General features: G+C 68.6%; 16 protein-coding genes, 1 tRNA gene and 1 pseudogene. 8 read left to right on the top strand and 10 right to left on the bottom strand.

Going from position 1 to position 13,448, the window contains the following annotated elements; translation table 11 throughout:
• Positions 1 to 302: 302 nt before the first annotated feature.
• A complete protein-coding gene (locus tag AC3WLD_RS16635; RefSeq protein WP_492558092.1) occupies positions 303 to 1,403 on the top strand; it encodes a pyridoxal phosphate-dependent aminotransferase in 1,101 nt (366 codons plus the stop codon).
• Entirely contained in the window at positions 1,400 to 2,317 is a 918-nt protein-coding gene (locus AC3WLD_RS16630; RefSeq protein ID WP_492558091.1) for a prephenate/arogenate dehydrogenase family protein, read from the top strand. Before AC3WLD_RS16635 ends, AC3WLD_RS16630 begins: the two co-directional genes overlap by 4 nt.
• A gap of 30 nt (positions 2,318 to 2,347) precedes the next feature.
• Here the strand turns inward: AC3WLD_RS16630 and AC3WLD_RS16625 are convergent, their stop codons facing one another.
• From AC3WLD_RS16625 to ftsE, 4 genes are read right to left on the bottom strand one after another with little or no spacing between them, the layout of a single operon-like run.
• Entirely contained in the window at positions 2,348 to 3,043 is a 696-nt protein-coding gene (locus AC3WLD_RS16625) for a lysophospholipid acyltransferase family protein (protein WP_492558090.1), read from the bottom strand.
• Entirely contained in the window at positions 3,040 to 3,582 is a 543-nt protein-coding gene (locus AC3WLD_RS16620) for a YdcF family protein (protein ID WP_492558089.1), read from the bottom strand. Before AC3WLD_RS16620 ends, AC3WLD_RS16625 begins: the two co-directional genes overlap by 4 nt.
• Complete coding sequence (locus AC3WLD_RS16615) at positions 3,579 to 4,514, bottom strand: cell division protein FtsX (RefSeq protein ID WP_492558088.1); 936 nt, start codon at positions 4,512 to 4,514, stop codon at positions 3,579 to 3,581. The genes AC3WLD_RS16620 and AC3WLD_RS16615 overlap by 4 nt, the downstream gene beginning before the upstream one ends.
• On the bottom strand, positions 4,514 to 5,245 hold the full coding sequence (gene ftsE, locus AC3WLD_RS16610; protein ID WP_492558087.1) for a cell division ATP-binding protein FtsE: 732 nt from the start codon (positions 5,243 to 5,245) through the stop codon (positions 4,514 to 4,516). The genes AC3WLD_RS16615 and ftsE overlap by 1 nt, the downstream gene beginning before the upstream one ends.
• Before the next feature lie 138 nt (positions 5,246 to 5,383).
• Here ftsE and AC3WLD_RS16605 point away from each other — a divergent pair, with 138 nt between their 5' ends.
• On the top strand, positions 5,384 to 6,229 hold the full coding sequence (locus AC3WLD_RS16605) for a zinc-ribbon domain-containing protein (RefSeq protein WP_492558086.1): 846 nt from the start codon (positions 5,384 to 5,386) through the stop codon (positions 6,227 to 6,229).
• 98 nt (positions 6,230 to 6,327) lie between these two features.
• Positions 6,328 to 6,414: transfer RNA gene (locus AC3WLD_RS16600), tRNA-Leu, on the top strand.
• 54 nt (positions 6,415 to 6,468) lie between these two features.
• Here AC3WLD_RS16600 and AC3WLD_RS16595 read toward each other — a convergent pair.
• Positions 6,469 to 6,765 (bottom strand): annotated as a pseudogene (locus AC3WLD_RS16595) (DUF2924 domain-containing protein); the annotation flags it as partial.
• On the opposite strand from AC3WLD_RS16595, the gene AC3WLD_RS16590 reads away from it, so the two are divergent.
• Positions 6,764 to 8,026: an NAD(P)/FAD-dependent oxidoreductase gene (locus AC3WLD_RS16590; protein ID WP_492558085.1), complete on the top strand. Its 1,263-nt coding sequence runs from the start codon at positions 6,764 to 6,766 to the stop codon at positions 8,024 to 8,026. The pseudogene AC3WLD_RS16595 and the gene AC3WLD_RS16590 overlap by 2 nt on opposite strands.
• 145 nt (positions 8,027 to 8,171) lie before the next feature.
• A complete protein-coding gene (locus AC3WLD_RS16585) occupies positions 8,172 to 8,741 on the top strand; it encodes a sigma-70 family RNA polymerase sigma factor (protein WP_492558084.1) in 570 nt (189 codons plus the stop codon).
• Between the two features lie 13 nt (positions 8,742 to 8,754).
• Here the strand turns inward: AC3WLD_RS16585 and AC3WLD_RS16580 are convergent, their stop codons facing one another.
• The 3 genes from AC3WLD_RS16580 to bufA2 form a co-directional block, all read right to left on the bottom strand.
• Complete coding sequence (locus AC3WLD_RS16580) at positions 8,755 to 9,504, bottom strand: HvfC/BufC family peptide modification chaperone (RefSeq protein ID WP_492558083.1); 750 nt, start codon at positions 9,502 to 9,504, stop codon at positions 8,755 to 8,757.
• Positions 9,501 to 10,331, bottom strand: a complete 831-nt coding sequence (gene bufB / locus AC3WLD_RS16575) for an MNIO family bufferin maturase (RefSeq protein WP_492558082.1) — start codon at positions 10,329 to 10,331, stop codon at positions 9,501 to 9,503. The genes AC3WLD_RS16580 and bufB overlap by 4 nt, the downstream gene beginning before the upstream one ends.
• Positions 10,332 to 10,444: 113 nt before the next feature.
• Positions 10,445 to 10,714 (bottom strand): BufA2 family periplasmic bufferin-type metallophore, encoded by a 270-nt coding sequence (gene bufA2, locus AC3WLD_RS16570; RefSeq protein ID WP_492558081.1) that lies wholly within the window; start codon positions 10,712 to 10,714, stop codon positions 10,445 to 10,447.
• 229 nt (positions 10,715 to 10,943) lie between these two features.
• On the opposite strand from bufA2, the gene AC3WLD_RS16565 reads away from it, so the two are divergent.
• On the top strand, positions 10,944 to 11,213 hold the full coding sequence (locus AC3WLD_RS16565; protein ID WP_492558080.1) for a BufA1 family periplasmic bufferin-type metallophore: 270 nt from the start codon (positions 10,944 to 10,946) through the stop codon (positions 11,211 to 11,213).
• Positions 11,214 to 11,281: 68 nt separating this feature from the next.
• The gene (locus tag AC3WLD_RS16560; protein WP_492558079.1) at positions 11,282 to 11,728 is read left to right on the top strand and encodes a DoxX family protein; all 447 of its coding nucleotides are present in this window, start codon (positions 11,282 to 11,284) and stop codon (positions 11,726 to 11,728) included.
• Here AC3WLD_RS16560 and AC3WLD_RS16555 read toward each other — a convergent pair.
• Together AC3WLD_RS16555 and AC3WLD_RS16550 are read right to left on the bottom strand one after the other, a co-directional pair.
• The gene (locus AC3WLD_RS16555; protein WP_492558078.1) at positions 11,700 to 12,620 is read right to left on the bottom strand and encodes a YeeE/YedE thiosulfate transporter family protein; all 921 of its coding nucleotides are present in this window, start codon (positions 12,618 to 12,620) and stop codon (positions 11,700 to 11,702) included. The two genes, AC3WLD_RS16560 and AC3WLD_RS16555, sit on opposite strands and share 29 nt — an antisense overlap.
• Positions 12,621 to 12,725: 105 nt before the next feature.
• Complete coding sequence (locus tag AC3WLD_RS16550; protein WP_492558077.1) at positions 12,726 to 13,379, bottom strand: NrsF family protein; 654 nt, start codon at positions 13,377 to 13,379, stop codon at positions 12,726 to 12,728.
• Positions 13,380 to 13,448: the final 69 nt, after the last annotated feature.

Raw genomic sequence — 13,448 nt, 5'->3', positions numbered from 1 at the left:
AGCCGGCCCGGATCGCGCCGGGCGCGGCGCGCTCACCGGCGATTTTGCATTTTCCTACAGGGCGCGGTCCGTGCCATGCCGGAGAGGCTCTTTGACCTTTTCGTTCCTGTCCGTTCCGAGCGCGCGGGCCGCCGTGTTTCCGCGCCGGCCGTAACCCTGTCCACCGGAGTGATCGCCCTGTTATCGCAACGAAATTCGGGGTGACACGGTGTAACCCTGTGTCACCTTGCGCACCCTCTCGAGCCGGCGAGCGTCCACGCGCATTTTCTTTTGGCCCGGTTTCCCCTAATGCGCGCCGCGAAATGGCCGACGCACCCACACCCAAGCCCTGGATCGAAGCGATCCACGCCTATGTCCCCGGCAAGAGCACGGGTGCCGACGGTCGTCCCCTGGTCAAGCTCTCGGCCAACGAGAACCCGCTCGGCACCAGCCCGCTGGCGCTGGCGGCGAAGGTCTCGGCTGCCGCGCCGTCGCGCTATCCGGATCCGGACAGCACCGCGCTGCGCGAAGCCATCGGGGGGCTGCACCGGATCGACCCGGCGCGGATCGTGATGGGCACCGGTTCCGACGAACTGCTCAACCTTGCCGCGCAGGCCTATGCCGGGCCGGGCGACGAGGTGCTGTTCGTCCGCTACGGCTTCTCGGTCTACGACATCGCCGCGCGGCGCTGCGGGGCGACCCCGGTGGTTGCGCCCGATCTCGATTACGGCACCGACGTCGATGCACTGCTGTCGCTGGTGAGTGACAAGACCCGCGTCGTGTTCCTCGCCAATCCGAACAACCCGACCGGCAGCTACCTGCCGCGCGGAGAGATCGCCCGGATCCACGCCGCGCTGCCCGGCGACGTGCTGCTGGTGCTCGACCAGGCTTATGCCGAGTACCTGAGCGCCGACGAGGACGACGGGGGCCTCTCGCTGGCGGCGGTGTCGTGCAACGTGCTGGTCACCCGCACCTTCTCGAAGATCTACGGCCTTGCCGGGGAGCGGATCGGCTGGGCGACCGGGCATCCCGATTTGATCCTCAACCTCAACCGCATCCGCGGTCCGTTCAACGTGACGCTGACCGGGCAAGCGGCGGCCCAGGCGGCACTCGCCGACCAGGACTTCGTCGAACGCTCGCGGCTCGAAAACGAGCGGCTGCGCGGCGAGTTCGTCGCGGCGATCGAGGCGCTTGGCAACCACGGCCTCCGGCCGCTGCCAAGCAAGGCCAACTTCGTGCTAGTCCTGTTCGAAGGCAAGCTGACAGCGGAGACCGCCTACAACGGGCTGGCCGAGCGTGGGTACATCGTCCGCTGGCTGCCGGGGCAGGGCCTCGCCCAAGGCCTGCGCATCACGATCGGTGAAGAGACCCAGATGCGCGATGTCGCCGCAGCCCTTCGCGAAATGGCCGAGGCCGCGCGATGACCGCCTCGTTTCAGCGCGTCGCGGTGATCGGGCTGGGCCTGCTCGGCGGCTCGATCCTGCGGGCGACGCGGGCGCACTTGCCCGATGTCGCGCTCGCTGGATGGGACGCAAGTGATACAGTTCGGGAGCGGGCGCGGGAGATCGGGCTGGCCGATGCCATCCCCGACGATGCGGCCGAAGCGGTCCGGGGCGCGGACCTCGTAGTGTTTTGCGTCCCTGTCGGCGCGATGGACGCGGCGGCTCGGGCGGTCGCGACGGGGCTTGAACCTGGCGTGCTCATCAGCGACGTCGGCTCGTCGAAGGAGACCGTGGCCCGCGCGCTGGCCGAGGCGCTGCCCGGCCACGCGGTGATCCCGGCGCATCCGGTCGCCGGCACCGAGCAGAGCGGGCCGGACGCGGGCTTCGCCACGCTGTTTCACAACCGCTGGTGCATCCTCACCCCGCCAGCGGACGCCGATCCCGCGAAGCTGGCGAGCCTCACCGCGTTCTGGGAAGCGCTCGGCGCGCGGGTCGAGACGATGGACGCCGCGCACCACGATCTCGTCCTCGCGGTCACCAGCCACCTGCCGCACCTGATCGCCTACACGATCGTCGGCACCGCCTCCGACCTCGAGGAAGTGACCCAGAGCGAGGTCATCAAGTATTCGGCCGGCGGCTTCCGCGACTTCACCCGGATCGCGGCGTCGGACCCGACGATGTGGCGCGACGTGTTCCTTTCGAACCGCGACGCGGTGCTGACCATGCTCCAGCGCTTTACCGAAGACCTGACGGAGCTGCAGAAGGCGATCCGCAAGGGCGACGGCGACGCGCTGTTCGATACCTTCACCCGAACCCGCGCCATCCGCCGCTCGATCATCGAGCAGGGCCAGGACGACGCCGCGCCGGACTTCGGGCGCAAGCACGACGGGGACTGACCCCCTCGCCTCCCGTCAGCGGGAGCGGAATCAGTCGTGCAGCGCGTTGATCGACTCTCGCACCCGCGCCTCGATTTCGTCGCGCGGCAGGCCCGGTGGAATTTCCTCGCCGAAGCGGTAGGTCATCGGTCCCGGCCGTTTGATCCAGCGGTGGTACAGCGGTCCGGAGTTCACCGCGACCGGCACCACCGGGAGGCCGAGCAGCTTGTAGAGCCCCGCGAACCCGGCCTGCAGCTCGCGGTTCTCGTCGTGGGGCACGCGGGTGCCCTCGGGAAAGATGACCAGCGGCCGGCCGCTGTCGGAATAGGTCCGCGCCGCCTTCAGCATGGCCCTGAGTGCTTTCGCCCCGGCTTCGCGCTCGACCGGCACGATGCCATAGCCCACCGCCAGCCGCCCCCACAGCGGGATCTGGGTCAGCTCGACCTTGGCGAACACCACCGGGCGGTCGAACAGCGTCGGCAGGTCGATCGCCTCGTAGAACGCCTCGTGCCGCACGGCATAGATCACCCCGCCGCGCAGGTCGGTGTTTTCGAGGCGCGGGCGGATGCCAAGGATCGTTGCGGCGCACCAGCGGTGCCAGGAGCTCCAGCCGTGGACCTTGTCCTGGAACGCGGACTGCGAGAACGGCCACACCACCGTCGCCCCCAGCACATGGTAGAGGCTGCCGAAATAGAACACCGGGTAGAACACCGCGCTGCGCAGCACGGCAAGCAGCGTCGCCATCATCCGTTAAACCCTGAGACCCAGCGTGCCAGCAGCTTGTGGTATTCGAGGAACAGGATGCGGAAGCTGGGGCGCGAGGGCACGGCATCCTCGACGATCTCGGTACCGGGCGGCGCCGCGCGCTGGAGGTCGAGCGCGGCGCGGCGCATGTGCCAGTCGGTGGTGACGAGCCGCACCGACCTGATCTTCTTCTGCGCGATCCACCGCGCCGCTTCGAGCGCGTTGCTGCGGGTATCGACCGATTCGAAACCGAGCGTCACGCAGCATTCCATCAGCGCCGGCTCGACCTTGTATTCGGCGGCGAACTCGACCGGGCGAACCTCGCGGTCGACGCCCGCGACGAGCATGGTCTTCGCATCGCCCTGGCGCAGCACGGAGAGGCCGCGGGGGATCCGTCCCTCGCCGCCGGTCAGCACCACGATCCCGTCGGTCTTGTGCCCGTCCATCCCCCGCGGAAGGAACAGCGCGAACCACAGGAAGCCGAACGCCCAGGCCAGCAGCAGCAGCGAGAGAAGCCGGCGGATGGTGCCAGGCGGCTTCACAGCATCTGCCCCAGTGCGCGCAGCACGGTGATCCGGGCGGTCAGCACCGCCAAGGCGACGCCGGCAAACGGAATGGCGGCGACGATAGCCCAGTCGCCCCACCCGAGCCCGCCGGCGGTCACCAGCCCCGAACCGAGCGCGGCGAACTGGCGCCCGAGGACGAAGATGGCGGCAAGTCCGAGCGCAAGGCCGGCCGCGCCGCCCGCCGCCGCGTCGATCATGATCGAGCGCTGGAATATCCGCGCGATCTGGCGGTCGGTCGCGCCGAGCAGGTGGACGATCTCGATCGTCCCGCGATTGGTCCCCAGCGCGGTTCGCGCTGCCAGCAGGACCGCCGCCGAGGTCGCGAACCCGAGCAGCGCGACCAGCCCCAGAGCGAGCCATTGCAGCGAGGCGAGCGCCCCGAACACCGGGGCCAGCCAGGCCGATTGCGCATCGACCCGGGCCGAGGGCGCCGCAGACCTGATCGCCGTGCGCACCGCCTCGATCCGCTCGGGCGTCGCGGGGCCTGACAGTTTCACGTCGATCAGCGCCGGGATCGGCAGCGCGTCGATGTCATCGCCGGGCCTGGTGCCGAGCCACGGCTCGACCAGCCGGTTGAGCTCGTCCTGGGCCACGGGCTGCACGTTCGCCACGCCGGCGGTGCGGCGCAACACCTCGCTCGCCGCCGCCGCCTGGCGATTGCGCTCGGCCGGGGCGGCATTGACCACCTGCACGGTCAGCCCGCCTTCGAGGTCCGCGCTGGCAGCGCTGGCGGCGTTGCGCAGCGACAGCCCAGAGGCGACCGCGACGACGGTCAGCGCAATCATGATTGCGATCACCCACGGCATTGGCCCGGCGAGCCGCCCTTGCGGCAGCAGCGGCGCCTCGCTCGAGCCGCTGAGCGACTTCCACTTGCGGCGGGCGGGGGAGGGCTGTGGGGCGCTGGCCATCACTGCGCCCCCTGCATCGTCCGCCGCGGCGGATAGCGCAGCGCGCCGGTCGGATCGGACAGCCGCCCCTTGTCGAGCCGCATGATCAGCGACTCCGGGACCTTCTTGAGCAGGTGGACGTCGTGGGTTGCCACGACCACCGTCGTGCCCAGCCGGTTCAGCGCCTCGAACAGGCGCAGCAATTTCACCGCCATCTCGGGATCGACGTTGCCGGTCGGTTCGTCGGCCACGAGCATGTCGGGCCGGCCGATGACCGCGCGGGCGATGGCGACGCGTTGCTGCTCCCCGCCCGAAAGCGTCGCGGGGCGGGCGTGCATCCGGTCGCCGAGCTCGACCCATTCGAGCATGTCGGTTACCGGCTTGGCCAGGTCCTTCTCGCTCACCCCCGCGACGCGCAGCGGCAGTGCCACGTTGTCGAAGGCGGAGAGGTGCGGGACGAGGCGGAAGTCCTGGAACACGACCCCCAGCCGCCGGCGGAAGCCCGGCAGGCGCTCGCGCGGGAGGGTGATCGCGTCGGTCCCGAACATCCGGATCAGCCCGCGCGAGGGGCGCTGGGCGAGGTACAGCAGCTTGAGCAGACTGGTCTTGCCCGCGCCGCTCGCCCCGGTGAGGAAATAGAAGCTTCCCGGAAAGAGCGTGAACGAAATGTCGGTCAGGACTTCCTTGCCGGTGCCATAGCGCAGCCCGACGTTGTCGAACTGCACGATCTCGGGCGGCGCGGCATTGCTCATCGGAAGTGTTCTTGCGTCCCGTCCTCGATCCGGAAAAGGCCTATAGGCGTCAATCGGTGTGGAAAAAAGGCCGCGACGGCCAAGTTGGGTCCGTGGCGGTATTGTTCATGGGCCCCGCGCCATGCTTTACCATGCCCCATGATCATCGCCTGCCCCGCCTGCTCGACGCGCTATGTCGTGCCAGACAGCGCCATTGGGGCAGAAGGACGCACGGTTCGTTGCGCCAAATGCCGCCATTCCTGGTTCCAGGCCGGGCCGGACGTCGCGGTCGCCCCGCCGCCGGCTCCCGAGCCTGCGCCGCCCGTCGCGGCTCCAGCGCCGCCCCCAGTCGCGGCGCCTGCGCCGACTCCGGCTCCCGCTCCCACTCCCGCGGCGGCCGCCACGCCCGATCCCGCTCCGCCGGCCGCCGAGGAACAGACCGCGCCGGCCGAACCTCCTATCCCCGAGGATCGAAGCTGGGACCGTCCCGGCGGCGATTTCGCACCGGGTCCAGGCTCGTCAGCGGGCTTCGACGAGAGTCACTCCTCGTTCGAGCATGAGCCGCCATTCCGTCCGCGCCGCAATCCGGCGAAGCTGTGGACCGCCGCGGCACTCGCCTTCGCGCTGGTGATCGCCGCGCTGATGGGCGCGGTGTGGTGGTTCGGCCTGCCGGACTGGCTGCCGTGGAACCGCCCGACATTCGGCAAGGCGGTGCCCGGGCTCGAGCTGTCGTTCCCGCCGACCAAGCAGGATCGGCGCACGCTGCCCAACGGCGCGGAATTTTTCGGGGCAAGCGGCACGATCACCAACATCGGCAAGGACGTCGCCGAAATCCCGCCGCTGCTGATCGTGCTGGTCGACGGCTCGGGCAAGATGGTCGACCACCGCGAAGTCGCGCCGCCCAAGGCTTCCCTGCAGCCGGGCGAAAGCGTGACGGTGAACGAGGCGCTGACCGACGTTCCGCGCGAAGTCGTCGCCGCCGATATCGGCTGGAAGGCGCAGTAGCCCAAAAAACTTCGCGTCGCCGTGTTGCGCCCCGCATGGTCCTTTGCTAGGGGCGCGCTCCTACCCCCCCCGGGGCCGGTTCTGGCTCCGATGATTTAGCGGTCGTGGCGGAATTGGTAGACGCGCAACGTTGAGGTCGTTGTGGGCGAAAGCCCGTGGAAGTTCGAGTCTTCTCGACCGCACCAGAACAGATCGGCCTCGCAGGCCTCGCGCTCATTTGCGCGGCTCCGAAGGGCGAAGAGCGGCGGGCCGTTCCATGAGGCCCCGGTCATCGCCCTTGCGATGGCGCTCAGCAACTTCGATGGATTGCCGGTGTTCTCGAAACCTTTTTTGAGCGCGGCAACGGTGTACCCCACCCCATGCCAGTTTCGCGCCGGCCGCAGACCAGGGATGGCCTTGGGAGCAGGGAGGCAGCCCTTGGTCGAATGGATCCGCGGCGCGCCCCTGCCGATGCCCGATTGAACCTGTAACCGCGCGATCGCCGGGTTCGAACTGGATTGGCAATACACAGGCTCCAATCCAGCAGGACAGAACATGGCAAACCGTCCCAGGGTCGTGATCATCGGAGGCGGCTTTGGCGGCCTCGAAGCTGCGCGGGCGCTGGCCGGGGAGGCGGTTGACGTCACCCTGATCGACAAGCGCAACCATCACCTGTTCCAGCCGCTGCTCTACCAGGTGGCAACGGCGGGCCTTTCCCCTGCGGACATTGCCGGCTCGATACGCTCGATCCTGCGCGACCAGGAGAACGTCCGCGTCCTCCTCGACGAAGTCTGCGGGATCGACCAGCCGCAGCGCCGGGTCCGCACAGCCCGTACCGGGGCGATACCCTACGACTGGCTGATCCTCGCGACCGGTGCGCGCCACAGTTATTTCGGCAAGGACGACTGGGCTCCGCTCGCGCCCGGCATCAAGACGATCGACGATGCGACAGCGGTTCGACGCCGCGTGCTCATCGCCCTCGAACGCGCCGAAACCGAGACCGACAAGGCGGTCCGCGATGCCCTGCTGACCTTCGTGGTCGTGGGCGGCGGACCGACCGGGGTGGAGATGGCGGGCGCAATCGCCGAACTGGCGCGCCAGTCGGTCAGCCGCGACTTCCGCCACATCACCCCGCACTGCTCGAGAGTATGGCTTGTCCAGCGCGGCGACCGCCTGCTGCCGTCGTTCCCGCCCCCGCTGTCCGCCTACGCGGCGAAAGCGCTTGAGCAGCTCGGCGTCACCGTCCGGGTCGATGCCGGGGTCGACGCGGTGTGCGCACGGGGCGTTTCCCTGGGGAACGACTTCATCCCGGCGGCGACGGTCATCTGGGCGGCCGGGGTCATGGCATCGCCCGCGGCCGAATGGCTCGGCTGCTCGCTCGACCGCAGCGGCAGGGTCATCGTCGACAAGAATCTCCACCCCGACTGCTCGCAATCGATCTTCGTCGTTGGCGACACCGCGCATTGCGAAGACGCCAACGGCCGGATCGTTCCGGGCGTCGCCCCGGCGGCCAAGCAGCAGGGGCGATATGCCGCTGCCGCGATCCTCGCGCAGTTGCGCGGGCAACCGGTCGAGTCGTTCCGCTACCGCGATTTCGGGCAAATGGCGACGATCGGTCGCGCCCGGGCGGTCTGCAGCATTGGTCGCTTCTCGCTGAGCGGTCTGCCGGCATGGCTGCTGTGGTGCGTGGTCCACGTCTGGTATCTCAACGGACTGCGCAACAGGCTGTCGGTCGCGATGACCTGGTTCTGGAGCTACCTGACGTTCGCGCGCTCGGCGCGCCTCATAACCGGCGAAGGGGCAGCCGGGTCAGCCTGATGGTCATGCAGGTAAAGTATTGAATATAAATGCAATAGGGGACGTCCATTCCCGACTGGAATGGAACCTATAACCACCCGGTACGTGGGCAGTCGCCGCAGTTTTCAGCACTCTCCACCCCGTGATCCACGGGATGGAGGAACCGATGCAACAGCAGCAGCACAAGGCAAAGAGCGGCCCCGCCTGGTTCGACTGGGATGGCGCCATGGTGGCCAGTCTGGCAGGCGACCGCGCCACGTACCGCGAGCTTCTCGAGCAGTCGGCGCGATGGTTGCGGCGCTTCTATGCCCGCCGGATTCCGGCCGACCTGGTCGATGACCTGGTCCAGGAAACCTTGATGGCCATTCACACCCGGCGGGACAGCTTCACCCCGGGTCGGCCCTACCTGCCGTGGCTGGTCGCGATTGCCCGCTACAAGTGGATCGACGCCCTGCGCAGCGGTCGCCGGCACCAGACCGAGGAACTGATCGAGGCCGAAGCCGCCAGCCATGAGATCGATGTCCTCAGCGGCCTCAGTCTTGGCCGCCTGCTGGGCCGGCTACGGGCCGGGCAGGCCGAGGCGATCCGCCTGGTCAAACTGGAGGGGCGTTCCATCCGCGAAGCCTCTGAGCTTTCAGGCCAGTCGGAATCGCTGGTCAAGGTGAACATCCATCGGGGGATCCTTGCCATGCGCTCGATGCTGGGCGGCGAAGCCTTGGCGCAGCGCGCCGCCTGACGCGAGGTGCCGGTCAGCCGAGCCGCGCCACCAGCCCTTCCGCGATCCAGCGCCCCAGGACAGTCCCGGCCGCATCGACCGCCGCATCATCGCCCATCTTCGCGGCGAGTTCCCCGCAGCACTCTGCAAAGCCCAGACCTCGCCGCACCATGTCGAGCATTTGCGACTCGAGCGCATCGGCCCGGCGCATCACGGCCTCGAAGCCCTGCCGCCAGACCATGACCTGCGCCGGCCGATCCCCGCCAGCCGCGGCCGGGGGGGCCTGCCCGCCGGCCAGCGCCAGCCAGATGGCGTCGGCGTTGCTGGTCACCGTGAACACGCGGAGCGACGGGACCAGCGCGATGGCCGCCCGGCTCCAGTCGACATCGCCGAGTTCCCCCACGTCGAGCGGATCGGCATCGGCGGCAACGAACGCCTGGTCGATGGCCCAGTCTATCGCTGCGAGGTCGCTGACCTCCGGATCGTGCGGATAGCGCGCTCCCAGCGCTGCGGCGAAGCGATCGCCGTATGCATCGAGCGTCCAGGCATGGGGCGGGCGCTCGTCGACGTAGTGCGCGGCCGCCGAGGCAAAGTGTTCGTCGCCCAGCCACGCGTGGACCCGCGGGAAGCTCGCCTCGAGGCTCGAGACGAGCGCCACCCGGTAGTTGTTCTGATAGATGGCCAGCCCATCGGCGCGGCCAAGCCGGCTAACCGCCTCTTCGCTCCCGTCGGTCAGCCACCGCGTGAATTCGCGCTGGAGATCAGCAAGATCGCCTCCGCTCATGGCGTGACCAGCGACGGCAGGCGCGAAGCGATTCCCCGCGCGATTGAAAGTTCGCCAAGCAGTTCGGAAAGCGGCGGGATGTTGTCATCGCGCTCGATCATGGTCGGCAGCGGGCCCGCCCGCGTCACCGCCTCGGCATAAAGCTGCCAGACGGGATCCGGCACGGGCTGGTCGTGCGTGTCGATCAGGAGGGTTGCGCCCTGGGTGTGCCCGGCGAGATGGACCTGCTGGACCGAGGCCCAGGGCACGCCGGTCAGGTAGTCGCGCGGATCGAACCCGTGATTGACCGCGCTGACATAGATGTTGTTGATGTCGAGCAGCAGTCCGCAGCCGGTCCGGCGGGTCATTTCCGACAGGAACTCCCATTCGGTCATCACGCCCGCGAAGGCGACATAGCTGGAGGGATTCTCGAACAGCATCTGCCGACCCAGCGTGTCCTGTGCGCAATCGATGTTGTCGCAGACGATCCTCAGCGCCTCCTCGCTCATCGGCAGGGGCAGGAGGTCGTGCGAGTTGAATGTGCCGTACCGTGTCCAGCACAGATGGTCTGAAACCACCGCCGGTTCCGTCAGGTCGATCAGCTCGCGCAGCTTGGCGAGGTAATCGGGGCGGAGCCCGTCGGCCGAGCCGACCGACAGCGAGACGCCGTGGAGCGCCAGCGGATAATGCGCGCGGGCCCTGAGCAGGGTATCGAGCGGACGTCCGCCGTCGATCATGAAGTTTTCTGAAATGACTTCGATGAAATCGACTTCGGCGCTGCCGTCGACATACGCGGCATAGTGCTCGCGTCGCATGCCGAGGCCAAAGCCGGACAGGGGTGGGATCATGGTCGGCTTCGCAAAAAGATGACGCCGGGCCGGCGGAAGCGCCGAGCGGGGGGTTCGGGTCAGGGTGCGGCGCCACAGGCGCCGACCCGGCGTCAAGTCGGGGACGCGTGCGCTTACTTCGGCGGGGTCAGGCTGCCGCCCTGGGCAGTGCACTGCGCTTCGGTGAGAGCCTTGAAGCCCTGGCCCTTGCAGCTGTTCTGGCCCTTGCACGAGTTCGTCGCGGTGGCGCAGTCCGACGTGCCCTTGCAGGTGTTCACGCCATAGCAGTGCACGACTTCGGCCTTGGCCTTGGCGGCCAGCGCCGGGGCCGGCAGCGCCGCAACCGCGGCCGCGACCAGCGCCGCGTTGGCGGCAAGGACGAGGGTGCTCTTGATCGATGTCATCGTCATGTCTCCAGTTTGCCGTGGTGGCAGTGACCAGTTCGGGTGGGTGCGGCGGCCGGTTACGCGTCGGGAGGAAATTTTGCCTCTGGCGGCGTCAAAGCGTTCGGCGGAGGCGGCGTAACCAAACCTGCGTTCCCGACGAATCAAGGGGCCGAGACCGGCTGGCCGGGGCCCCGCAGGCCCGGGCGGTTCCGGCTCAAGCCACAGCCCATCTGAAAGGAACCAACCGATGAAACTGACCACTGCTGCCATCGCCGCTTCGCTCTCCGCCAGCCTCCTCGCTGGCGCCGCCCTCGCCGCCGAGGGCAAGCCGGCCATGGAGAAGTGCTACGGCGTCGCCAAGGCCGGCCAGAACGAATGCGCCGCCGGACCGGGCACCAGCTGCGCCGGGACCTCGCGGGTCGACTACCAGGGCAATGCCTGGAAGCTGGTCAAGGCCGGCACCTGCACCAAGATCCAGACCCCGAAGGGGCCGGGTTCGCTGAAGCCGAAGGCGTGATCGTCTCCGGGGCAGGCGGGTTCTCCTGCCTGCCCCGGGGCCAGCGACCTGCGAGGGGAGAACACACCATGCTTACCCGAACCTACGACCAGCTGACCGGCCTTGCTGCACGCGTCCTGCCTGACAGCGTGCTGCTGCTGGTGGCTCGCCTTGGCGCGGCCTCGATCTTCTTCCTGTCGGGCAGGACCAAGGTCGAGGGGCTGCTGACCATTACCGACAGCACCTATTACCTGTTCGAGACCGACTATGCCCTGCCGCTGCTGCCGCCCAATATCGCGGCGCATGCGGCGACCTACGCCGAACACTTTTTCCCGGTCCTGCTGGTGCTGGGCCTCGGCTCGCGCTTTGCCGCGCTCGGCCTGCTGGGCATGACCGCGGTGATCGAAGTCTTCGTCTATCCCGATGCCTGGTCGACCCACCTCAGCTGGGCCGGCCTGCTGCTGCCGATCCTCGCCAAGGGCGCTGGCGCGTTCTCGCTCGATGCGCTTATCGCGCGTGGGCGGAAACGGCCCTGACGGCGCGGCTGGCGGTGATGCAGGCCGCGATCGTGGCCACCATCACCGCCAGCGCCAGCAGCGCGAAGGGTTGCAACCCCGGCACGCCCTGAAGCAGCAGCGTATCGTTCCCGCCTGGCACCAGCGCTGTGCCCACCCCCATCAGCCCACCGCCGGTCAGGCACCGCAAGGCACGGGCCGTCGAAAACGTCGCGAGGGCAGATCGTCCCCAGCCACCGGCGAGGGCGCCCGCGAGCACCCCGGCGAACAGCCCGGTGCTCGCCGCCACCTCGACCATCCGGCCATCCGCCAGCCGCGCCAGTGCCTCGGTGTAACTCCACGCCCCGACAAGCACCGAAAGGACAAGGTGGCAGCCCACGATCGCCAAGGTCGCTACGCGATAGGGGGTCGCAATCCGGTTGCCGCGACGGGCCGTCACCAGCCAATGACCCAAGATCGCGACGATGGCCACCGCCGCAGCGACCGGGCTGGGCGTGGCGCCTGATACACCGGCTGCTTCGCGGGCCATCAGGCCGGCCTTCGCAAACGCCAGAAGGCCGAGGTAAAAGCCGAGCGGGGTCAGCAGGTAGTGGAAATTGCGCGAGCCGATCCGTGCGACCGTTCCAAAGATGCAGGCCTCGTTGAGCCATGCGCCCAGGCCAAGCAGAATACCGCCGGCCAGTACTGCAAGGCCGAGCGAAGGAGGCGCATGTGCCGCCGTACCGAACCCTGCCGCACTGCCTATGCTTCCGGCGACGAGCGCCCACAGGCTCGCCTCGGCAAGAACCAGCAGCCTCGTCGCGCGCCGCGCATGGAAAGGCTCGGCCACCGCCGCCACCAGGCAGGTGCTTCCGCGATGGTTGGCGAAGCCGAGGACGCCTGCCACCGCCAGCGCCATGATCAGTCCGGTCACGATTTCCTCTCCCGCGGCCCGCAGGATGGGGCACAACCTCGCATATTCGTGCAGGCTGGGCCGGAGGTTACCTCGAACCACAAGGTCTGCGCACAGGCGGCGGAGTCACCATCGCAGAATGCCCGCCAGCCCCGCCCGCGCCGACGTCACGACCGCGAGGATCACGAGCGGGTATACGGTCCCGGCATAGAGCCAATGGGTTGATGGACAGGTCAGGCCATAGGCCAACATCCCCGTTCCGGCCGCCGCAAGGCCGATCGAACCGGCTGCGCGGCGCGGCGCGGTGCTGGTCCCGCGTGTGCGGATCCACCAGACCTGAGCGGCAACGCTGGGCAGCGCGAGCACGCTCGCAGAGACGAAGCAATGGTGCCAGGCGCGCAGCTCCGCAAAAGCGTCGGCCCGGATGGGGTCGCCCGAGTCCTGTCCCGCCAGCGACACGAGCGCCATGACGGGAAGGAACATCAGCACGCCCAGGCCGATCCTGATCGGGACCGGGCTCCAGCTTGCAGGAAACCCTTCCCGCGCTGCGCCGACCATGAAGCACAGGGCTGCGATGCCCAGGATCAGCTCCCTTGCGACCAGCTGGCCGGCCGGCGCTCCGGCAGCGAGATCCGCCCGAAGCCCTGGCCAGAATGCCGCCATCATCAAGGTAGCGGATAGGGCAAGGACCTGCAGCGCGAGGATCGAGCGGAGCCTGTTGGGGCGGATCGGCGCGGCTTTCCGGCTGAGCCGATCGATCAGGTCTTCCTCGCTGGTCATCCAACCTCCAGGCATCCGAAACCGGCAGCACCCGGAGGGCAACCCTTTTCAACGGGTTCGGCGCGGAGG

It is taken from the genome of Novosphingobium sp. FW305-C-111, assembly GCF_058783565.1.
The sequence above is the reverse complement of the archived record's forward strand: the minus strand, read 5'-3'. Positions and strand labels throughout refer to the sequence as shown.